This is a genomic window from Methylobacterium sp. A52T, assembly GCF_053346095.1.
In genome coordinates this window covers 14671-36137 of sequence record NZ_JBKFBI010000051.1, presented here as the reverse complement: position 1 = coordinate 36137, position 21467 = coordinate 14671, and the positions used below count along the sequence as shown (strand labels likewise).

Genomic DNA, 21467 nt, shown 5'->3' with positions numbered 1-21467 from the left:
CGACCACGTTGCAAGGGTCGGGAAGGACGGCGAGCCCGGTCTCGCCAGCCGCGTCAGGCCCCCTCTCCCGTGCGGGAGAGGGGTGGGGTGAGGGACGAGAAGGATCAGGACTGACCAGGCCGCCGATGCCCGTACAGGCCGCGACTCGTCCGGACTGTTCTCAGCCCTCACCCTGTCCCTCTCCCGCACGGGAGAGGGGACCCGCGCCTCGTTCGGCACGGGCTCGCCGATCGCCTGCGTCCCAACCCGATCGGGAACGGCTCTAGGCCGCCTGCCGGGGCTCCTCGAACAGCTCGTCGGCCGGGCCGAAGAACTCGAACTTCACCCGCTCGACCGGGACGCCGCGGCGCAACAGGCCGGTGGCGAGATCCCGCAGGAACGGCTTGGGACCGCACAGGTAGTAGGTCGCGCGGTCGTGCGGCGTGTGCTCCGCGAGCCAGTCCGCCGTGATCAGGCCCTGGACGTCGTAGTGCTCACCCGGCCGGTCCGCGGCTTCGGGCTCCGCGTAGAAGGTCACGAGCGTGGCGTTGCGGGCCTGCGCCGCGAGCGACTTGGCGTGGTCGCTCAGGGCGTGCACGCGGCCGAACAGGGCGCCGTGGACGTACCAGGTCGGCCGGTCCGGGCTGTCCGCCGCGATGGTCTCGAGCATGCTGATCATCGGGGTCAGCCCGACGCCGCCGCTGACCAGCACCACGGGCGCGTCGCGCTCGGCGTCGAGGCTGAAGTCCCCCGCCGGGGCGGCGACCTTCAGCACGGTGCCGGGCCGCGCGTGGTCGTGCAGCCAGTTCGAGGCGATCCCGGCCGGGCGGCCCGGCGCCGCCTCGCGCTTGACGGTGATGCGGTAGGCCCGGTCGTTCGGCGCGCAGGACACCGAGTAGTTCCGCTTCAGCACCCCGCGGCCTGGCAGGTCTAGGAGGAAGCCGAGATACTGTCCCGGCCGATGCCGCAGCACCGGGCCACCGTCGGCCGGCACCAGGACGAACGAGCGGATCGTCTCGCTCTCCTGGGTCACGCTGTCGACCACGAAATCGCGCCAGCCGTTCCAGCCGCCCGGCTCGGAGGCGTGGTCGCGGTAGATCGCGGCCTCCCGGCCGATCAGCAGTTCCGCCAGGAACCAGTAGGCCTCCCCCCAGGCCGTGGCGATCTCCGGCGTGGCGGCGTCACCGAGGACGTCCCCGATCGCGCCGAGGAGGGCTTCGGCCACGTGCGGGTAGTGCTCCGGCAGGATGTTCAGGGCGACGTGCTTCTGCGCGATGCGCTCCACCGCGCCCGCCAGGACGCCGAGATTGTCGATGTTGCGGGCGTAGGCGAGCACGGCCTGGGCCAGGGCCTTCGGCTGAGAGCCGGTCTCGCCGTGGTGGGACTGGTTGAAGAGGTCGCGGATCTCGGCGTTCTCGAACAGGCGCTCGTACATGCGCTTCGTGATGGCGAGGCCTTGGGCCTCCAGGGCCGGCACGGTGGCCTTGATGAGAGCGACGGTGGCGGGGGAGAGGGGCGCGGGCATGGCACAGCTCAAAAGGTGCATACGACATGCTTCTTTTAACGACCCCCTCGAAAAGATGCAAGATAAATACATCTTATAGCGACGGCGCCCGTTCGCCTGCCGGCGGTGGTGCCGGTCCGCGGCTGCGCGTACGGACTCGGACCGCGGCGGACATCGCATCGCCCCACGGCACGGATCGTCTTCTGGAGTTGAGATGCGCCTGACCCGCTACACGGATTACGCGTTGCGCACGCTGATCTACGTCGGGCTCCACGAGCCCGAGCAATGTTCGATCGCCGGGATCGCGCGCGCCTACGGCATCTCGGAGAACCACCTGACCAAGGTGGTTCACCAGCTGGGTCGGCTCGGCCTGATCCGGACGATCCGCGGCCGGGGCGGCGGTCTTCGGTTGGCGAAGCCGCCGGAGGAGATCGTCGTCGGTGCGGTGGTGCGCCAGACCGAGGACGATCTGGCGCTGGTCGAGTGCTTCGGCGGCGGCGCCTGCGCCATCACGGCCCCGTGCCGGCTCCGGCGGGTGCTGGGGGAGGCCCTGGCGGCGTTCCTCGCCGTCCTCGACCGCTACACCCTGGCGGACCTCCTCGGCGCGCCGGACGGCGACGCCATCGCGGCGCTGCTGGGCCTGGCCGGCCCCCCGCGCGACGAGCCGCCGGTGCCGGCCGGCGCCGCGAGCCTCCCGGAGACCTGAGGATCCGCGCGCCGCGGGGTCAGGTCGCCCGCGCCGAGAAATCGATCCGCGGGTCGATCCAGACGTAGATCAGGTCGGACAGCAGGTTCACCGCGAGCCCGAGCAGCGAGAAGATGTAGAGCGTGGCGAACACCACCGGATAGTCGCGCCCGACGATCGCCCGGAACGACAGCTCGCCCAGGCCGTCGAGGGAGAAGATCGTCTCGATGAGCAGCGAGCCGGTGAAGAAGGCCGAGATGAAGGCACCGGGGAAGCCCGCGATCACGATCAGCATGGCGTTGCGGAACACGTGCCCGTAGAGCACGCGCCGCTCGGACAGCCCCTTCATCCGCGCGGTCAGCACGTACTGCTTGCGGATCTCGTCGAGGAACGAGTTCTTGGTCAGCAGGGTCGAGGTGGCGAAGGCGCCGATCACCAGGGCGGTCAGCGGCAGCACCATGTGCCACGCGTAGTCGGTCACCTTGTGCCAGGGCGAGAAGCTCTCCCAGCCCTCGCTGGTCAGGCCGCGCAGCGGGAACCACTGGTAGAACGAGCCGCCGGCGAACAGGATGATGAGCATCAGCCCGAACATGAAGCCCGGGATCGCGTAGCCGATGATCACCACGAAGGAGGTCGCGCGGTCGAAGCGCGTGCCGTCCGCCACGGCCTTGCGGATGCCGAGCGGAATCGAGATCGCGTAGGACAGCAGCGTCATCCACAGGCCCAGCGAGATCGAGACCGGCAGGCGCTCCTTGATCAGCTGGATGACCGTGACGTCGCGGAAGTAGCTGCTGCCGAAATCGAACCGGACGTAGTCCCAGAGCATCTTGGCGAAGCGCTCGGGCGCCGGCTTGTCGAAGCCGAACTGCTTCTCGAGCTTGGCGATGAATTCCGGGCTCAACCCCTGGGCGCCGCGGTAGCGGGAACTGGCGTCGCCGCCGCCGCCCGACGGCCGGCTGGCGCCGCCGAGGTCGCCCGCGCCGCCGGTGACGCGGGACATGGCCCCGTCGCGCTGGCCCTGGAGCTGCGACAGCACCCGCTCCACCGGTCCGCCGGGGGCGAACTGCACGATGGTGAAGGTGATCAGCATGATCCCGAACAGGGTCGGGATCATCAGGCCGATGCGGCGCAGGATGTAGGCGAGCATGGCGTCAGTCCCGCCCGATCCGCTTGGCCTTGTCGGCGTCGAACCACCACGTCCCGGGGGCGCCGAGGTCGTATTTCGGCGGGGTCGCCGGGCGGCCGTACACGTCCCAGAGGGCGAGGCGGTGGGTCGAGGCGTACCACATCGGCACCCAGTAGCGCCCGGCCCGCAGGACCCGGTCCAGCGCCCGGCAGGCGGTGGTCAGGTCCGCCCGCGACGTCGCGTCGGCGACGGCGGTGAGCAGCGCGTCGATCGCCGGGCTCGCGATCCCCGAGAGGTTGTTCGAGCCCGCGGTCCCGGCGGAGCGGGACCCGTAGGTCTCGCGCAGCTCCGCGCCGGGAGTGAGCCCGCTGCTGTAGCGGCGCGGCGTGACGTCGAAGTCGAAATCCTTCAGCCGCGCCTGGTACTGGGACGGGTCGACCGTGCGCAGGCTCGCCCTGATGCCGAGCAGTCCGAGGTTGCGGATGAACGGCTGCGTGACCGCCTGGAAGACCGGATCCTCGTCGAGGAACTCGAGGGTCAGGGGCTGGCCGCCGGGCAGCAGCAGGTTGCCGCCCTGGCGGGTGCAGCCGGCATCCCGCAGGAGCGCGTCGGCGCGCTTCAGGAGGGCCCGGTCCTGGCCGGACCCGTCGGAGACCGGCGGCGCCCAGGCCTCGCCGAACACCTCGGGCGGCAGGTCCTTGAACGGCTCCAGCAGCGCGAGTTCCTCGGCCGAGGGCTTGCCGGTCGCCTTGAGGTCGGAATTCTCGAAGAACGAGGCCGTGCGCGCGTAGGCGCCGTACATCAGGTTGCGGTTCGACCACTCGAAATCGAAGCACAGGCCGATCGCCTCGCGCACCCGCGGGTCGCGGAACGCCGCGCGCCGGGTGTTGATCCACCAGCCCTGCGTGCCGCTCGGCCGCGCGTCCGGCACCGTCTCGCGGACGACGCGGCCCTCATTCATCGCCGGGAAGTCGTAGCCGGTGGCCCAGACCCGGGCGGTGAACTCCTCGCGGAACGTGAAGGCGCCGCTCTTGAACGCCTCGAAGGCCACGGTGCGGTCGCGGAAATACTCGTAGCGGATCGCGTCGAAGTTGTTCTGGCCGACATTCACCGGCAGCTCGGCGGCCCAGTAATCCGGCACGCGCTCGAGGCCGATGGACCGGCCCGGATCGACGGTGCCGACCCGGTAGGGGCCGGAACCGAGCGGCGCCTCCAGGCTCGAGGCCTCGAAGTCCCGGCCGGCGTAGTAGGCGGCGGAGAAGAGCGGCAGTTGCGCGACGAACAGCGGCAGGTCCCGGGCGCGGCCCGGCTCGAAGGTCACCACGAGCCGCCCGTCGCCCTCGGCCCGGGCGTCGGTCATGGGCCGGATCACCTCGGCGATCTCGGGGTGGCCCTTGTCGCGCAGGAGCTTGAGGCTGAAGGCCGCGTCCCGCGCGGTCAGCGGCGAGCCGTCGTGGAACCGCGCCTGCGGGCGCAGCGCGAAGGTGTAGGTCAGGCCGTCCGGGCTGACCGTGACGGCGCGGGCCACCAGCCCGTAGAGGGCGTCCGGCTCGTCGAGGGCCCGGACCATCAGGCTGTCGAAGGTCAGGGGCATGCCGGCGGCCCCGTCGCCGCGCAGCACGTAGACGTTGAGCGTGTTGAAGGTGTTGAGCGACTGGTTGCCGGTCGTCGCGGCGAGCTGCGCCGAGAAGCGCCCGCCGCGGGGCGCCATCGGGTTCACGTAGTCGAAATGCGCGAAGTCCGGGCCGTATTTGAGCTCGCCGAAGCTGGACAGGCCGTGGCGCTCCTGCGCGTCGGCCGCCCGGGCGGGGCGCCACGGCGGCATCGCCGCGAGGGCGCCGGCCCCGAGGACCAGCCCGCGCCGGGTCGGCATGCCGGGACCGCCCGTCAACGGGGCGCCCCGGTCTTGGCGGCGAGCTTCTCGTCGTACCACCACGTCGTCGGGAAGCCGGAGCTGGCGTAGAGCGGCAGGATCGCCGGGTGGCCGAACCGGTTCCAGCGCAGCGTCCGCTGCTGGTCGGAGGACCATTGCGGGACGACGTAGTCGTGGGCGAGGAGCACCCGGTCCAGGGCCCGCGTCGCCGCGATCACGGTGTGCCGGTCCTTGGCGAAGATCACCTTCTCGATCAGGGCGTCGATGCCGGGATCCTTGATCCCGATCAGGTTGCGCGAGCCGGGCTTGTCGGCCGCGGCCGAGCCCCAGAACTCGCGCTGCTCGTTGCCCGGCGAGAGCGACTCGCCCCACGACGCCGTGGTGACGTCGAAGTCGAAGTTGCGCATGCGGTTCTGGTATTGCGCCTGGTCGATGACCCGCAGGGTGGCATCGATGCCGATCAGCTTCAGCTGCGCCGAGAACGGCAGGATGACCCGCTCGAAGGTGTTCTGGAACTCCAGGAACTCGACGGTCAGCGGCTCGCCGGTGGCCTTGCTGACCATCTTGCCGCCGCGCAGCTCGTAGCCGGCCTCGCGCAGCAGGCCGACGGCCTCGCGGAGGTTCTTGCGCACCGCCTCGGGGCCGTCGTTGACCGGGTTGGCGTAGGGGGTGGTGAAGACCGAGGCCGGGACCTTGTCCTTGACGCTCTCGAGGATCGCCTTCTCCTCGCCCTCGGGCAGGCCCGAGGAGGCCAGCTCCGAGCCGAAGAAGTAGGAGTTGATGCGCTTGTACAGGCCGTAGAACAGCGCCTTGTTCATCTCCTCGTAGTTCATCGCGAGGTTGAACGCCCGACGGACGCGCGGATCCCTGAACTTGTCCCGGCGCGTGTTGAACGCGAAGGCCTGCATGATGCCCATGCCGCGCTCGGGGAACGCCTCCTTGATCAGCCGGCCCTCCTTCACGGCCGGGAAATCCTCGTAGGCGGTCGCCCAGTTCCGGGCGATGTTCTCGATCCGGAAATCGTAGAGATCGCCCTTCAGCGCCTCGACCAGCACGGTGCCGTCGCGGAAATACTCGTAGCGCTCGGTGTCGAAGTTGTAGCGCCCGGCGTTCACCGGCAGGTCCTTGCCCCAGTAATCGGGCACGCGGGTGTAGGTGGTCGTGCGACCCGGCTCGAACTTCGCGAGGCGGTAGGGGCCCGAGCCCAGCGGCGGCTCCAGTGTCGTCTCGGTGACGCTGCGCGGCTTGCCGTTGGAATCCTTGGCGGTCCACCAGTGCTTGGGCAGGACGCGCAGCTGCCCGATCACCTGCGGCAACTCGCGGTTGCCGGTCTCGGTGAAGGTGAAGGTCACCTCGTGCGGCCCAGTCACCTCGGCCTTGGCCACCGTCTGGTAGTAGGCGGCGTAGAACGGGCTGTTGGCCTTCAGCACGTCGAAGGACCAGACCACGTCCTCGGGCGTGATCGGTTTGCCGTCGTGCCAGCGGGCGTTCTCGCGCAGCCGGTACGAGACCGAGCCGAGATCGGGGGCGATCCGCACCGCCTCGGCGAGCAGGCCGTAGGAGGTGAACGGCTCGTCCGACGACTCGGTCATCAGCGGATCGTAGATCTGCTGGATGCCGTTCTCGAGGTCGCCCTTCAGGCCGGCGACGACGATGTTGAAATTGTCGAACCCGCCCTGGGCCCCGAACCGGACCATCCCGCCCTTGGGCGCGGCCGGGTCGGCGTAGTCGAAATGCTTGAAGTCGGGGCCGTATTTCGGCTGGCCCATCAGCGTGATCGCGTGGGTCCACTGGCCGTTGGCGGCCGGCAGGGTGGCCGGCGAGGCAGGCGGCGTCGACGGCATCGCGGCCGGTTCCTGCGCGCGGGCCGGGGCGAGCTGGAGGCAGGCGACGAGGAGCGTCGCGGCGAGGAGGCGTCCAGTCACGGTCTGCGCTGTCACGGGCAGGCTGTCTCCGTTGGTGCGAGCCCGCGCCGGACGCGGACTCTCTCGACATGTCAGGGGGTCATAGGACGCGGACCGCCGCCCGTCGACCATGCGGGGGCGCACGCCGCCGCACGGGGATCGCGCGGGGCCGAAGGCGCGCGCCCGCCGCGGGTCCGCGTCACGCCGCCCGCCCCCGCCGGCCCTCGACCAGCCACATGGCGAGCAGGGCGGCCGCCAGCGCGGCGAGGGCCGCGAGGCCGAGCGCCAGCGGGTAGACCTCGACGCCGCGGATGTTGGCGCTGTCGCTCGGCCGGAAGCCGATCCAGTCGCTGCCGGCGAGGCGGCCGCCGCGCACAAGCGCGAGGCGCGGCACCTGGATGCCGCCGGTCTCGGCGACCCGGCGGACCGAGCCGCCCGACCCGTCGGCCGCGGCCTTCAGGCGCTCGGTGTCGCTGAACACGTCGGCGAGCTCGCGCGGGTTGGCCGGCCCGACGCTGACGAAGGCCACGAGGTTGCCCGACCGCAGGGTGTGCAGGCCCAGGGTCTCCGCGTCGAAGGTCGCGGTGAACAGGCCGGGCTCCTGGGGCTTGAGCGTCAGCGTCGTCACCTTGCCGGTGGGGCCCGTGACGGTGACCGGATCGGCCTGGTCCGCCATCGTCTGGCGCTCGACCCGCACCTCGCGGCCGCGCCCGGTGGTCTGGGCGCGCAGCGCCTCCTCCTCCAGGGCCGGCTCCTTCATCAGCCAGTGGCCGAGGCGGCGCAGCAGGTCGAGATAGGGGCCGCCCTCCTGATAGCCCCGCGCCCAGAGCCAGGCGTGGTCGGACAGGAGCAGGGCGACGCGGCCCTTGTCCTCGCGCGACAGCGCGAGCAGCGGCAGGCCCTCGGCCCCCGACAGGATCGGCTGGATCCCCGGCCGGGTGCGGGCCTCGACGATGCGCAGCCAGTCGCCCCAGGCGGGCGGGTTCGCGTCCGAGCCCGGCAGGGCGCGGGTCACCGGGTGGCGCTGGCCGACTTGCGTCGGCGTCGCCTTGTAGGGCTTCTCGACAACTCGGCCGTCGGGGTCGCCGGGCAGGATGCCGGCGAGCCGCGTGCGGGCGAGGCTGGCCGGTCCGGCGAATTCGGGGCCGGCGGCGATCAGCAGGGCGCCGCCCTCGCGGACGTAGCGGACGATGTTGTCGAAATAGGCCTGCGGCAGCACGCTCTGGTTGGCGTAGCGGTCGAAGATGATCAGGTCGAAGTCCTTGATCTTCTGGACGAACAGCTCGCGCGTCGGGAACGCGATCAGGGAGAGTTCCGAGATCGGCGTGCCGTCCTGCTTCTCCGGCGGGCGCAGGATGGTGAAGTGGACGAGGTCGACGTTGGCGTCCGACTTCAGGAGGTTGCGCCACGTGCGCTCGCCCTGGTGCGGCTCGCCCGAGACGAGCAGCACCCGGAGCTTCTCGCGGATGCCCTCGATCGGCAGGACCGCCCGGTTGTTCACCGTGGTGAGCTCGCCCGGCAGCGGCTCGACCTCGATCTCCACCACGTTCGGGCCGCCGTGCTCGATGCGCAGGTTCAGGGAGAACGGCTTGTCGGTGGCGACGTCCCGCCGGCCGATCTCCTCGCCGTCGCGGCGCACGGTGACGACCGCGTGGCCGGTCCCGCCGCGCTCCATGACCTCGGCGCGGATCGTCAGGTCCTTGCCGACGATGCCGAAGCGCGGCGCCTCCAGGAGCTTGATCTGCCGGTCGCGCTCGTCCGGGTGTCCGGTGACGAGGACGTGGAGCGGCGCCTTGATGCCGAGCTGGGCCAGCGAGGACGGGATGTCGTGCACCACGCCGTCGGTGAGCATCACGATCCCGGCGAGACGCTCCGGCGGGACGTCGGCCAGCGCCTGGCTCAGGGCCGTGAACAGCTTGGTGCCGTCGTCGCCGTCCTTGGAATCGGGCACGTCGATGAAGCGGGGCTCGATATCGGTGAGCGCGCCGAACCGGCGCTGCAGCTCGGCGCGGACCGCGTCGGTCATCTGCGGCCGGTCGCCGAGCTGCTGGGACCCGGACCGGTCGACCACGATGGCGGCCACGTCCTTCACGGGCTCCCGGTCCTCGCGCACCAGCGCCGGGTTGGTGAGCGCCGCCAGCACCAGGGCGAGGACGAGGACGCGCAGCAGCGCGGTCCGGCCCCGGGCCAGGACGGCGAACACCGCCAGGACGGCGACGATCGCGCCGAGGACGGCGATGGCCGGCCAGGGCAGGAGGGGCGTGAAGCTGAGGCTCAGCATGACGGTCCGGCCTCAAGCATCTGGTTTGTCGAAGCGCTATCCTTTTCCCGGGCGCATGGAGCGTCAGCGGAATGTGACCCGGGATCCAGCACGAGACGTCGCGAAGCGTCCGGATGGCTCATGCTGTGCCGCTGCGCGGCGCTTTTCGCGCTGGGTCCCGGATCACCTTCCACTGCGTTCCAGGCGTCCGGGAAAGGGCCGCGCGTCATGACCGCGGGCGGAATGGCGCTGCGCTGTCTGTCCGAAACCATCACTGCCCCAGCCGCTCCAGCAGCGCGGGCACGTGGACCTGGTCCGCCTTGTAGTTCCCGGTGAGCGTGTACATCACGATGTTCACGCCGCCCCGGAACGCCATCTCGCGCTGGCGCTGGTCGCCGCCCACGACCGGGTAGAGCGGCTCGCCCCGGCGCCCCACCGCCCAGGCGGCGGCGAGGTCGTTGCCGGTGATGATGATCGGGCTCACGCCGTCGCCGGCGCGCGCCGGGCGGCGCTCGGCGCCTTCCGCGGCCGGCGGCAGCGCCTCCACCCAGGTCTGGCCCGTGGCGTAGCGGCCGGGGAAGCTGTCCACGAGGTAGAAGGCCTTGGTCAGCACGTGGTCGAGGGGCACCGGCTCCAGTTCCGGCACCTCGAGGGTCGCGAGCATCTTCCGCAGATAGGCTCCCTCCGGGGTGGGCGGCCCGCCCGGCCGCGCGGTGAGCGCGTCGCGGGTGTCGAACAGGACCGTGCCGCCGTTGCGCATGAACGCGTCGATCTTGCGGATCGCGACGTCCGAGGGCTGCGGCCGGTTCGGGGCGATCGGCCAGTAGATCAGCGGGTAGAAGGCCAGCTCGTCCTTCGCCGGATCGATCCCGGCGGGCTCGCCCGGCTCCAGCGCGGTGCGCGCGGCCAGCATCTGGGTCAGGCCGGTGAGGCCGGTGCGGCTCGCCTCGTCGACGGCGGCGTCGCCCGTGATCACGTAGGCGAGGCGCGTGACCAGCGCCGATTCGATGCCGTTCGGCCGGTTGGCCGGCGGCTCCTCCGCGCGGACCGGTCGCGCCGGCAGGGCGGCGAGCAGGACGAGGCCGGCGAGGGCCAGCGCGGCCGGCCGGCCGCGCAGGCGGGCCGCCAGACCGCCGCGGCGCAGGAAGCCGCCGAGCCACAGCCCCGCCAGGGTGTCGAGCGCCAGCAGCAGCAGCGCCAGGGTGAACAGGCTCGGCCGCAGGTCCAGGGTCTCGGCGCCGGCGAGGGACCCGAACCGGGCGCCCTCGAGCGCGGCGGTGTCGAGGGGCTTCAGCCGCTCATCCGGTTTCAGGGCGTTCACGCTGATGCCTCCGTCCGGCGGGCCGTAGAAGCCCGGCGGATGTTCGAGGTTCGCCCGGTCGGCGTAGTCGGCCGACACCGCGGTGGCCGAGGCCGGCGGCGAGCCCAGCGCGCCGAAGCCATCGAGGGTCACCCGCGGCGCGAGCACCGGGGCGGCGGCCCGCGCGGCATCGCCCTGGACCGGCGCCGCGGCGCCGGCCAGCGCCACGACGCGCCGGAGCATGTCGATGAACAGGCCAGAGAGCGGCAGGTTCGACCACGTGGTGTCGGCGGTGACGTGGAACAGCACGATCGTGCCCTGGCCGCGCTTCTGCGCGGTGACGATCGGCGTGCCGTCCTGGAGCGACGCCCAGGTCCGGCTCGGCAGGTCGCCGTCCGGCTCGGCCAGGATCTGGCGGCGCACGCCGATATCGGCCGGCGGCGTCAGGCCCGCGAAGGGGCTCTCGGGCGGGAACGGGGCCAGGGTCTTGGGGCTGTCCCAGGAGAGCGTGCCGCCTAGGGTCCGGCCGCCCCGCCGCAGCCGCACCGGCACCAGCGGGTCGTTGCCGGCGGCGAGCCGCGGGCCGGCGAAGCGCAGCAGCATCCCGCCGTCCTTCACGAAGCTCTCGATCCGCGCGGTGGTCTTCTCGTCGAGGGCGCCGACATCGGCCAGCACGAGGACCGAGACCTGATTGTCGAGGAGCTGGTTGATCGAGTCCGCCGTGCCCTTGGCGCCCCGCGGCTCCTGCACGTCCGCGAAGGGCTGGAGCGCCCGCGACAGGTAGTAGGTCGGTGCCAGGAGCGGCTGCGCCTGGTCGAGGGTGCCGCCGAACACGAGCCCGACCCGGCGTCGCTTGCCGCGCTCGTCCTGCAGTACCACGGCGCCGGCCGAGCGCTCGCCCGCGATCTCCAGCCGGCTGATGCTGTTGCGCAGTTCCACCGGCATCTCGAAGGTCGCGTCCGCCTCGGTGGCGTCGGCCGCGAAGGCGAAGTCGCGCTCGGCGAGCGGCAGGCCCTTCTGGTCGAGCGCCCGGATCACGCCGGCATCGCGCCCGTTCGGCGCCGCCCGCAGGACGTGGGTCACGAGCTTGCCGGCGTTCTCGGTGGCGGTCAGGGCGAGGGCCGGCGGCCTGTCGGCCCGCAGCACCGTGAGGGCCGCGCCCCTGTCGCCTGCGAGGTCGGCGAGGCCCTTGGCGAAGCGCGTGTCGCCCGCGCCGGCGACGCCGTCGCTGATCCAGACGAGGCCGGCGCCCCGGTTCTTGTCGAGGAAGGTCTCGATCGTCGCGAGATGCGCGTCGCGGGTGGGGAGGATCGGGCGCGGCGCGAGGGCGCGCAGGCGCTCCAGGGCGGCGGCCGGGGTCTTCGCCTCGAAGGCCGCGGGGGCGTCGGCGAGGCCGATCACCGCGACGGGCCGTCCGTCCCGGGCGGCGCCCTCCACCGCGTCCGTGGCGACGCGCAGGCGGTCGCGCCAGTCGTGGGCGGCGGGGAAGCCGTTGTCGAGGAGCACGAGGAGCGCGCTGCGGCCGCCCCCGGCCCCGACGCCCCCGGCGTTCCAGACCGGGCCCGCCACCGCGAGGATCAGGGCGGCGGCGATCAGGAGCCGGAGGATCAGCAGCCAGGGCGGCGTCCGGGCCGGCGTCTGCCGCTGCGGGATCAGGTCGGCGACGAGCTTCAGCGGCGGGAAGTTGATCCGCCGCGGGCGCGGCGGGGTCACCCGCAGCAGGAACCACAGGGCCGGCAGGCCGATCAGGGCGGCGAGCGCCAGCGGCGCCGCGAAGGTCAGACCCAGCATGGCGGCCTCACTCCGTGCCGCGGGCGGCGATCAGCGTGGCGAGCCGCAGGGCCGCCTCGCTGGCCGGCCGGTCCGTGCGGTGGATCGTCAGCGTCCAGCCCTGTCCGCGGGCGATGGCGGCGAGCGCCGCCCGGTGCTCGGCGATCCGGGCGCGGTAGCGCGCGCCCCAGGCGTCGGCGTCGCCGATGTCGAGGCTGAGGCCGCCCTCGAGATCGTGCAGGACGGCCTGGCCGGTGAACGGGAAGGTCTCCTCGATCGGATCCGCCACCATGAGGAGATGGCCGCGGCTGCCGCGGCCGGCGAGGCTCTGCACCGACGCGGCGATCCGGTCCGGCTCGGTCAGGAAGTCGCCGATCAGCACCACCTCGTCGAAGCGGGCGGGGCTGGCCCGGGGCGGCAGGTCCTGGGTGAGGCCGGCCGTGTCGGCCACGAGCGCCTGCGCCAGGCGCTCGACGATGCCGCGGGAGGCGCTCGCGCGGGTCAGGCCGAGCAGGCCCACCCGCTCGCCGCCCTCCACGAAGGCGTCCGCCAGGGCGAGCCCGAGGACGAGCGCGCGCTCGATCTTCGGGGCCGAGGCGAGATCCGACACGAAGCCCATCGAGGCCGAGCGGTCGATCCACAGCCAGATGTTGTGGGCGGCCTCCCATTCGCGCTCGCGGACGTAGAGCCGGTCGTCCCGGGCCGAGCGGCGCCAGTCGACGCGGGCCGCGGCCTCGCCGGTGACGAAGGGTCGGAACTGCCAGAAGCTCTCGCCGGGGCCGGCGCGCCGTCGCCCGTGCAGGCCGTGGGCCAGCAGGCTCGACACGCGGCGCGCCTCCAGGACGAGGCGGGGCATCTTGTCGGAGAGGGCGGTCGCGCCCTCGCTCTCGCGCCGGCCGGGGGTGCGCCTGCCCGCGTCGAGGGCGTGTGTCCCGACCAAAGTCAGATCTTCTCCGCGAGCTTGGCGATCAGGCCCTCGATGGTCTCGCCGTCGGCGCGGGCGGTGTAGCTCAGCGCCATCCGGTGCTTGAGCACCGGCTCGGCGAGCGCCTTCACGTCGGCCACCGACGGCGCGACCCGGCCCTCGATCAGCGCCCGGGCGCGGGCGGCGAGCGTCAGCGCCTGACTGGCGCGGGGGCCGGGCCCCCAGAGGAGCTTGTCCTTCACGATGGCGTCGCCGCTGTCCGGCCGGGCGGCGCGGACGAGGTCGAGGATCGCCTCGACCACGGCCTCGCCCACCGGCAGCCGGCGCACGAGGCGCTGGGCGGTGAGCAGCTGCTCGGTGGACATCACGGCCCGCGGGCGCGCCTCGTCCACGCCGGTGGTCTCGATCAGGATCCGCCGCTCGGCGGCGCGGTCCGGGTAGCCGACGTCGATCTCCAGGAGGAAGCGGTCGAGCTGCGCCTCGGGCAGCGGGTAGGTGCCCTCCTGCTCGATCGGGTTCTGCGTGGCCAGCACGTGGAACGGCCGGGGCAGGTCGTGGCGGGCGCCCGCCACCGAGACGTGGCCCTCCTGCATGGCCTGCAGCAGCGCCGACTGCGTGCGCGGGCTCGCGCGGTTGATCTCGTCGGCCATCAGGAGCTGGGTGAAGACCGGCCCCTGCACGAACCGGAAGGCCCGGCGGCGCTCGGCGTCCTCCTCCAGGATCTCGGTGCCGAGGATGTCGGAGGGCATCAGGTCGGGCGTGAACTGCACGCGCCGCGCGTCGAGGCCGAGCACGGTGCCCAGCGTCTCGACCAGCTTGGTCTTGGCGAGGCCCGGCAGGCCGACCAGCAGGCCGTGGCCGCCGGCCAGGATGGTCACGAGTGCGAGATCGACCACCGTCTCCTGGCCGAAGATCACCCCGTGGATCGCCTCCCGCGCCGCGCCGACGTCGGCGAGGCAGCTCTCCGCCGTCGCCACGATGCCGTCGTCCAGGGCGGTGGCCGGGCTGATCCCCTGCGTCATGCCGATATCCATCTCCTGCCCGGGCCCCGCGGGACCCGCCGGCCAATCCCGCAAGTGTGGGGCTTCAGGTGCCGGGCTGGCAAGGTCGGGATCGCCGCACGCCCGTTCGCGGCCGCGTTCGCGACGTCCGGCGCCCTCGCCGAGACCGGAGCCGCCTGCGATGTCGGACACCGAAATTCCGGCCGGGCGCGACGGGCTCCCTCTCCCGAGCGGGAGAGGGTTGGGGTGAGGGACGGGACGCGTCAGGATGGAGAACGCCCTCGAAGCGCCGTGAGATCGCGCCCTCCTCGGACAGAGCTGATCCCTCACCCTGTCCCTCTCCCGCACCGGAGAGGGGATCCGCCCTTCGTTCGGTCGCCGCGGTTCCGGTCGCGATGCGTGCGTCCTGACGGTCCGTGCCTGAAGGTCCGTGATAGAAGAGTGCGCGACCCCGACCGGGATGGTCGCGCGCGTCCCGGAGAGGTCCCCGCTCTTGGCGTCGGCGACCCGGACCTTTAGGAAGGCGCCCAAGCCGGGGCGATCCTCACCCGCGACCGCCGGACCGGCCGAACCCTCTGATGTCTCTCGCGGATCGCGGCGTGGGCAGCTTTGCGGGCTTCCCGCGTATCCGGACCTGACCATGCGCCTTCGAGATGTGTTCGTCGTCGGATCGTCGGAGAAGGCCGGCCTCGCCGGCGCGGCGCAGTCCCTCGCGCGCCCGCTGACCCGGCGCCTCAAGGGCCGCCGCCGCACCGAACCCCGCCAGGCGGACCTTGTCCGCGCGGTCAAGGAATCCGGCCTGTTCGACCCGGCCTGGTACGCGAGGCGCTACCCCGACGTGGTCGGCGAGGGGATTGATCCGGCGGTGCACTACGCGGTCCATGGCGGGCGCGAGGGGCGCTGGCCGCACCCGCTGTTCCACGGCGACCTCTACCTCGATTCCGTCCCGGGCCTCCGGGCCGAGGGCACCAACCCGCTGCTCCACTACCTCGACCGCGGCGCCGCGGCGGGCATCCGCCCCAATTCGCTGTTCGACCCGGACTGGTACGCGACGCGCTACCTCGGCGGCGCCGAGCACCGCGCCCGGGCGTTCGCCGACTTCCTGTCGCGGGGCGACACCGACCCGTCGCCTCAGTTCGACACCGCCTGGTACCTGTCCCGCTACCCGGATGCCCGCGCGGCCGGCGGCAACGCGCTGAGCCACTTCTTCGAGACCGGCCGGAAGCAGGGCTACCTGCGCAATCCGGAGGAGTTCGCCGGCCTGTCGCGGCACGTCGACCTGATCCGGCGGTCGGGCCTGTTCGACGCCGCCTTCTACCGGGCGCGCTGCCCCGAGGCCGAGACCAGCGGGCTCGAGCCCCTGGAGCACTACGTGATGGCCGGCGGCTACCGCCGCTACGCGCCGCACCCGCTGTTCGATCCCGACTGGTACGCGGCCCAGTCCGCCGCGGTGCGGGCCGACAGCCTCAACCCGCTGGTCCATTACCTGGAGCACGGCGCCGCCGAGGGCCTCGATCCGGGCCCCTGGTTCGCCACGCGCTGGTACACCGAGACTTTCCTCGGTGACGACGCGGCCGGGCAGAACCCGCTGGCGCATTTCCTCGCCGACGGCGGGCGCACGACGAGCCCGTCGCCGCGCTTCGACGCGCCCTGGTACCGCGCCCGCTACCCGAAGGTCGCGGCGCTCGGTCTCAACCCGCTGATCGACTACGTCACCACCGGCCTGGAGGCGGGCCGCCTGACCCGCCGCGTGCCCGGGGCCGCGGTGCCGGAAGCCTCCGACGCGCGCCTGTCCTGCCTGAAGCGCGAGCCCCGGCGGCACGGCCGCACGGCCCTGTTCATCACCCACTGCCCCGAAGGGCGGATCCGCGGCCACGTCGAGCCGTACCTGCGGGCGTTCGCGGAGAACGGGACCGACCTCGTCCTGATCATCGCCGCAGACCAGCACAAGAACGCCGTGCCGCAGGCGATCCTGGATCTCTGCGCCTCGGTCTACCTGCGCGAGAACAGCGGCTTCGACTTCGCCGCCTGGGCGCATGTCCTCCTGGAGGACACCGACCTCCTCGATTCCGAGACGCTCTACCTCGCCAACGACAGCCTCGTCGGCCCCCTCGACCGCGACGACTTCGCCGGCCTGCTCGCCAAGATCGACGCTTTCCCGGAGGCGGTGATCGGGCTCGCCGACAATTTCTACTACAGCCACCACCTCCAGAGCTTCTTCCTCGGCCTGAAGCGGCGGTGCCTGTCCTCCTACGCGTTCAACCACTTCCTCCTGTCGGTGGCGAACTGGCCGGACAAGAACGCGGTCATCACCGAGTACGAGCTGACCTTCTCGCAGCGGATGCGGGCGGCCGGGCTCGGGATGCGCAGCCTGTTCTCGGCCCAGAACAAGCACATGTCGCTGGTCAACGACCCGCGCAACAACCGCACCCTGTTCGACTGGGAGAACATGCTCAGCCAGGGCTTCCCGTTCGTGAAGCGCTCGCTGCTGGGCGAGCACGCCGCGATCGGCGGGGCGGCGGTGCGGGAGGCGATCGCCGAGCGCGGCTTCGACCTCGACCGGCTCGACGTGACCTACACGTATCCGGGCGCCAGGATCTGGGCGGACCTGCGCCGGCCCCGGGCCCCGGAGCGGCCGCTGCGCGTCGCCTACGTCTCGCCGATGAATTACGCCAACGGCCTCGGCGTCGCGGCCCGGAGCTACGCCCGCGCCCTGCATCGGACCCCCTTCGCGCTGAACGTCCACCCGATGGAACGGCCGTTCCACGTCCACGCCCGGGTGGCGCCCGCGTGGCAGGCCCGGACCTTCTCGGGCCCCGCCGACGTCGCGCTGGTGCATTTCAACGGCGACAGCTGGCACTCGCTGATGAGTGACCGGCAGCGGGCGATCGCCGCGGAGGCGCGGCTGAAGATCGGGCTGTTCGTCTGGGAGACCTCCCACGTGCCCGGCGGCTGGCTGCCGACCGTCGACGGCCTCGACGCGATCTGGGCGCCCACGGAGTTCTGCGCGGCGATCTTCCGGCAGATCACCGACATCCCGGTCGACGTCGTGCCCTACGTGGTCGAGAACGAGGCCGGCGAGCCGGTGAGCGCCGCCGCCAAGGCGAACCTGCGCAAGGCCTTCGCGATCGACCCGTCCAGGCGGGTGATCCTCTACGCCTTCGACGGCTCCAGCTACCTCGCCCGCAAGAACCCGCACGCGCTGATCCGGGCGTTCCGGGCGGCGGGTCTCGGGCAGGCCGGCTGGCAGCTCGTGCTCAAGACCAAGCACGTGTTCGACCTACCCGAGGAGGGCAAGAAGCTCCTCGACCTCGTGGGCACGTCCGGCGACGTCGTGGTGATCGACCAGCCGCTCTCCCAGAACGAGCTCGGCGCGCTGTTCGACCTCTGCGCGGTCTACGCCTCGTCGCACTCCTCGGAGGGCTTCGGCCTGACGATCGCCGAGGCGATGGAGATGGGCAAGGTCGTGGTCGCCACCGATTACGGCGGCTGCCGCGACTTCCTCGACGCCACCTGCGGCTTCCCCGTGAAGGCGGAGGTCACGGCCCTCGACCAGACCTACGGCCCGTACCTGCGCGGCGCCGAGTGGGGCCAGGTGGACGAGGCGGACCTGACCCGGGCCCTCAACGACGCGGCCCGGGCGGTGACCGGCGGCGACGCGGCCCGGATCGGCGCCGCCGCCCGGGCGCGCATCCGCGAGCGGCTGTCCATCGGCGCGGTGGCGCGGGCCATGGAGGCGAGCCTGACCCGCCTCCTCGCGGCCGAACGGTCCTGAATCCCCGGAGACGCGACCCGTGTTGAAGAAGAAGCCGGTCCCGGCCCCGTCGGCCTCGTGGGGCACGCTCCCGTGGCCGGACGCGATCCTGCCGCTGCCCCTCGACGGGCAGCTCCGCCCCCTCGACGAGCGCCGGCTCGCCCAGGTCGCGGCCGGCCAGTTCCCCGCCTGCCGGGCGATCTTCGTCGCGCCCGCGGCCTCCGAGCTGCGCCCCGACCTCGCGGCGCACCTGATGCGCGCGCTGGCGGAGCGGCTCGATATCGGCATCTTCTACGGCGACGACGCCGTGGTGGACGGCGCCGGCCAGGTCCGCAGCGTCCACTGCAAGCCGGCCTTCAACCCGGCCCTCCTGATGGCCGACGACTATATCGGCTTCCCGCTGCTGATCCGCGTCTCGGCCCTGGCCGGCCTGAGCCCCGATTTCGGCCTGCGCCACGGCAGCGCCGCGTGGTTCCGCTTCCTGCTCTGCGCGATCTCCGCGGGGATCGGCATCGACCGGATCCCACAGACCCTGATCGCCTCGCCGCTGGAGCGCCCGAAGGCGACGCGCACGGCGCGCGCCCACGCCCTCGACCGCTGGTTCGAGACCTCCGGCATGCCGCTGCGCACCGCTCCGGGGCTGACCCCGGACACGCTGGAGATCCGCCGGAGCTTCGACGCGCGGCCGGCCGTGACCCTGGTCGTGCCGACCAACCAGAGCCGCCCGAAGGACGATCAGGGCCGCGCCGTCGAGGGCGCCAAGCCCCACGTGATCAACCTGCTCGACAGTCTCGGCCGCAGCACCTACCCGGCCGACCGGATCCGCGTGCTGATCGGCGACGACGTGGCCGACGACGCGATCTACCGCGGCCGCTCCGACCGCTTCACGGTGACCCGCCTGCTGACGACCCGGGCTCCGGGCGAGCGGTTCAACTACGCGGCCAAGATGAACACGCTCTGGCGCGCGGCCGAGACCGACCTCGTCATCCTGATGAACGACGACCTCGTCGTGCGCCGGCCCGGCTGGATCGAGGCGCTCCTGACCTTCGCGCTGGACCGCGGCGTCGGCGGCGCCGGCGGCCGGCTGCTGTTCCCCACGGGCAAGATCCAGCACGCGGGCATGACCGGCGGCATCTTCGACGTGTTCGCCCACCCCTGGTACAACCGGGACGCGGCCGAGCCGACCTACGGCGACTGGGCGCTGACGCAGCGCGACTGCTCGGCGGTGACCGGGGCGCTCTTCGCCACCCGCAAGGCGGTGCTCGAGGCGGTCAACGGCTTCGACGAGGGCTTCGCCCTGGACTTCAACGACGTCGACCTGTGCCTGAAAATGCGGCAGCTCGGCTACCGCATCGTCTACACGCCCTTCGCCGAGATGGCGCACCACGAGAGCGCCTCGCGGCAGACCAGCTTCGCGCCGGGATCGCAGATCGCGCGCTTCCTGCGCCGCTGGGGCGACGTCATCGCGGAGGATCCGGCCTACAGCCCGCAGCTGCGCATCGACACCGACGTGGTCGCCCCGCGGGCCGACGCGACGCGCTGGATCGCGGAGCGCCGGGCGGACGCCGCCTGAGCGGCCCCGGATCCCGTGCGCCTGGGTTAAGCTAAACGCGCGAAGTTCGGCGCGGCGGGCTGGCACAGGGCAGTCCGGGTCTCTACCCATCGCGGGGGATGCGCGGGCGGAACCGTCCGCGCCGGGGTGGGGAGCCCAACGTGAAGAAGCTGCTCGCCGCCGCCGCCCTCCTCGTCGGCCTCGCCCTGGTCGGCCTCGCGGCGGAGATCCGGCTGCACGAGCGGGGCCGTCCCGTCGCCAGCACGGCGGTCCGGTCCGGCGGCGCCGCCTTCGCCCCGGCGCCGATCCCGGCGGACTGGGTCGTCTCCGGCGACCCCGTCACCGAGGTCGCGGAGGTCTCGCGGACCCATGACGGCAGCGCGCAGGTCTACCTGTGGCGCACCACGGCCAGCACGTTCCGCTGGACCCACCACGCCGACGAGATCATCACCATCCTCGACGGCGAGGTCTTCGTCACCGACGCCGACGGCCGCCGCCACCACCTGACGCCGGGCGACGTGGCGCATTTCCCGGTCGGGTCCGTCCAGCTCTGGGAGGTGCCGAGGACGCTCCTGAAATCGGCGATCCTCAAGCACCGCAGCCCGACCCTGGTCGAGGCGTCCCTGCGCTGGCTGCGCCGGGCGCGGGCGCTCGTCGCCGGCTGAGGCGCAGTCTAGGTTGAATCCCGCGCTCCGGTGACACGGCTTGCTAAGGCTCGGCGCGGCATCATCGGCGCTCCGACGGCGCGAACCGACCCGATGCCCCCATCCCGCGACCTGCAGCTCGACGCCGCGCGCGGTCTCGCCGTGCTGCTGGTCCTCTCCGGCCACCTGCTGCAGCCCGTCTTCTACGGCCCGTCGGGGCCCGAGCCGGGGCCGGCCCTCGCGGCCTGGCGGGTCATCTACGCCTTCCACATGCCGTTCTTCTTCCTGCTCTGCGGGATGGTGGACCGGATCAAGGAAGAGATGGATATCGCCGCCGCCTGCCTCTCAGCGCTGAAGCTCGTGGTGGTGGCGCTGGCGTTCAGCACCCTCGCGCTGATCCCGCCAATCCTCGACGGCAGCCTTGCGCCGGGGGGCGCGGTGCTCGACTTGCTTCGCGGCTATGACCTTAGCCTCGGCGTGCTCTGGTTCCTGGTCGCCCTGGGGCTCGTGCGGGTGGTCGACGCCGCGGCGCGCGCGGCGACCTTCCCGGGCGGCTACTGGATCGTCCTGGGCGGCGCCCTGGCCCTGTCGTGGACCTGCAGCGCGCGGGCGTTCCCGTACTGGCAGGTCCACGCCCTCGTGGGCGCCCTGCCGTTCTACGTCGCGGGCCTGAGGCTCGGGCGACGGGCGTTCGACGTGTCGGCGCTGCTCGGCGCCTGCGGCCTCGCGGTGCTCCTGCTCTGCGCGCCGCGGAACTTCGTCCACGTCGCGACCGGGCAGTACGGCGACCCGGCGCTGTTCGCCGTGACGGCGGTGGCGGGCTCGGCGTTCGCGCTGGCGGTCGCCGGCCGGCTGCGCGGCCCGCCGCGCGCCGCGGCCGGCCTGCTGGGGCGGGCGAGCTTCGAGCTCTACATCGTCAGCGGCGTCTTCCTCCTCCTGGCGCCGCACTGGCCCGCCTGGGACCGGTGGGACGGCCTGGTGCTACTCGCCGCGATCGGCCTGCCCCTGCACCTGATCGCGGCCCGCGCGCTGCGCCGGCCGATCCGGGCCGTCCGCGCGGCCGCCGACGGCGCGGTCGACGGCGTTGTGGACGGTTTGGTCGACGGGCTCGCCGGCCGCCGGCGTCGCGCGCGGCCGGGCTTGTCCGGGGCGGATCCTTAAGACTTGTGCGGGACCATCCCCCGGCATTC

13 protein-coding genes are annotated in these 21467 nt (G+C 72.6%); 5 read left to right on the top strand and 8 right to left on the bottom strand.

The genetic code is table 11. The features are described from left to right. Positions 1 to 262: 262 nt before the first annotated feature. Positions 263 to 1504, bottom strand: coding sequence for an NO-inducible flavohemoprotein (gene hmpA / locus ACLBYE_RS14565; protein WP_447694720.1), 1242 nt, complete (start codon positions 1502 to 1504; stop codon positions 263 to 265). A 193-nt stretch (positions 1505 to 1697) separates the two neighbouring features. Here hmpA and ACLBYE_RS14560 point away from each other — a divergent pair, with 193 nt between their 5' ends. Then, a complete protein-coding gene (locus ACLBYE_RS14560; protein ID WP_447694719.1) occupies positions 1698 to 2189 on the top strand; it encodes an Rrf2 family transcriptional regulator in 492 nt (163 codons plus the stop codon). Positions 2190 to 2208: 19 nt separating this feature from the next. Here ACLBYE_RS14560 and ACLBYE_RS14555 read toward each other — a convergent pair whose 3' ends face one another. The 7 genes from ACLBYE_RS14555 to ACLBYE_RS14525 all read right to left on the bottom strand — a co-directional run bounded on the left by ACLBYE_RS14555 (position 2209) and on the right by ACLBYE_RS14525 (position 14348). Continuing rightward, entirely contained in the window at positions 2209 to 3315 is a 1107-nt protein-coding gene (locus tag ACLBYE_RS14555) for a microcin C ABC transporter permease YejB (protein WP_447694718.1), read from the bottom strand. Between the two features lie 4 nt (positions 3316 to 3319). Then, complete coding sequence (locus tag ACLBYE_RS14550) at positions 3320 to 5167, bottom strand: extracellular solute-binding protein (protein ID WP_447694717.1); 1848 nt, start codon at positions 5165 to 5167, stop codon at positions 3320 to 3322. 14 nt (positions 5168 to 5181) lie between these two features. Next, entirely contained in the window at positions 5182 to 7107 is a 1926-nt protein-coding gene (locus ACLBYE_RS14545) for an extracellular solute-binding protein (protein ID WP_447694716.1), read from the bottom strand. Between the two features lie 163 nt (positions 7108 to 7270). Further along, complete coding sequence (locus tag ACLBYE_RS14540) at positions 7271 to 9352, bottom strand: hypothetical protein (protein WP_447694715.1); 2082 nt, start codon at positions 9350 to 9352, stop codon at positions 7271 to 7273. Between the two features lie 250 nt (positions 9353 to 9602). After that, positions 9603 to 12422 carry a DUF4159 domain-containing protein gene (locus ACLBYE_RS14535; RefSeq protein ID WP_447694714.1) on the bottom strand — a complete coding sequence of 940 codons (2820 nt, stop codon included), beginning with the start codon at positions 12420 to 12422 and terminating at the stop codon, positions 9603 to 9605. A 7-nt stretch (positions 12423 to 12429) separates the two neighbouring features. Then, positions 12430 to 13341, bottom strand: a complete 912-nt coding sequence (locus ACLBYE_RS14530) for a DUF58 domain-containing protein (protein ID WP_447694713.1) — start codon at positions 13339 to 13341, stop codon at positions 12430 to 12432. Positions 13342 to 13343: 2 nt separating this feature from the next. Continuing rightward, entirely contained in the window at positions 13344 to 14348 is a 1005-nt protein-coding gene (locus ACLBYE_RS14525) for an AAA family ATPase (RefSeq protein ID WP_447694712.1), read from the bottom strand. A gap of 619 nt (positions 14349 to 14967) precedes the next feature. Here ACLBYE_RS14525 and ACLBYE_RS14520 point away from each other — a divergent pair. The 4 genes from ACLBYE_RS14520 (at position 14968) to ACLBYE_RS14505 (ending at position 21438) form a co-directional block, all read left to right on the top strand. After that, positions 14968 to 18102 carry a rhamnan synthesis F family protein gene (locus tag ACLBYE_RS14520; RefSeq protein WP_447694711.1) on the top strand — a complete coding sequence of 1045 codons (3135 nt, stop codon included), beginning with the start codon at positions 14968 to 14970 and terminating at the stop codon, positions 18100 to 18102. Positions 18103 to 18121: 19 nt separating this feature from the next. Next, positions 18122 to 19654, top strand: coding sequence for a glycosyltransferase family 2 protein (locus ACLBYE_RS14515; protein ID WP_447694710.1), 1533 nt, complete (start codon positions 18122 to 18124; stop codon positions 19652 to 19654). A 140-nt stretch (positions 19655 to 19794) separates the two neighbouring features. After that, entirely contained in the window at positions 19795 to 20298 is a 504-nt protein-coding gene (locus tag ACLBYE_RS14510; RefSeq protein WP_447694709.1) for a cupin domain-containing protein, read from the top strand. A 93-nt stretch (positions 20299 to 20391) separates the two neighbouring features. Then, complete coding sequence (locus ACLBYE_RS14505) at positions 20392 to 21438, top strand: acyltransferase family protein (protein WP_447694708.1); 1047 nt, start codon at positions 20392 to 20394, stop codon at positions 21436 to 21438. Positions 21439 to 21467: the final 29 nt, after the last annotated feature.

What these genes read in the sequence shown, in the direction of transcription:
- ACLBYE_RS14540 (WP_447694715.1), bottom strand. Translation starts at nt 9,352, where the DNA reads ATGCTGAGCCTCAGCTTCACGCCCCTCCTGCCCTGGCCGGCCATCGCC.
- ACLBYE_RS14535 (WP_447694714.1), bottom strand. Translation starts at nt 12,422, where the DNA reads ATGCTGGGTCTGACCTTCGCGGCGCCGCTGGCGCTCGCCGCCCTGATC.
- ACLBYE_RS14555 (WP_447694718.1), bottom strand. Translation starts at nt 3,315, where the DNA reads ATGCTCGCCTACATCCTGCGCCGCATCGGCCTGATGATCCCGACCCTG.
- ACLBYE_RS14525 (WP_447694712.1), bottom strand. Translation starts at nt 14,348, where the DNA reads ATGACGCAGGGGATCAGCCCGGCCACCGCCCTGGACGACGGCATCGTG.
- hmpA (WP_447694720.1), bottom strand. Translation starts at nt 1,504, where the DNA reads ATGCCCGCGCCCCTCTCCCCCGCCACCGTCGCTCTCATCAAGGCCACC.
- ACLBYE_RS14560 (WP_447694719.1), top strand. Translation starts at nt 1,698, where the DNA reads ATGCGCCTGACCCGCTACACGGATTACGCGTTGCGCACGCTGATCTAC.
- ACLBYE_RS14520 (WP_447694711.1), top strand. Translation starts at nt 14,968, where the DNA reads ATGCGCCTTCGAGATGTGTTCGTCGTCGGATCGTCGGAGAAGGCCGGC.
- ACLBYE_RS14505 (WP_447694708.1), top strand. Translation starts at nt 20,392, where the DNA reads ATGCCCCCATCCCGCGACCTGCAGCTCGACGCCGCGCGCGGTCTCGCC.
- ACLBYE_RS14550 (WP_447694717.1), bottom strand. Translation starts at nt 5,167, where the DNA reads ATGCCGACCCGGCGCGGGCTGGTCCTCGGGGCCGGCGCCCTCGCGGCG.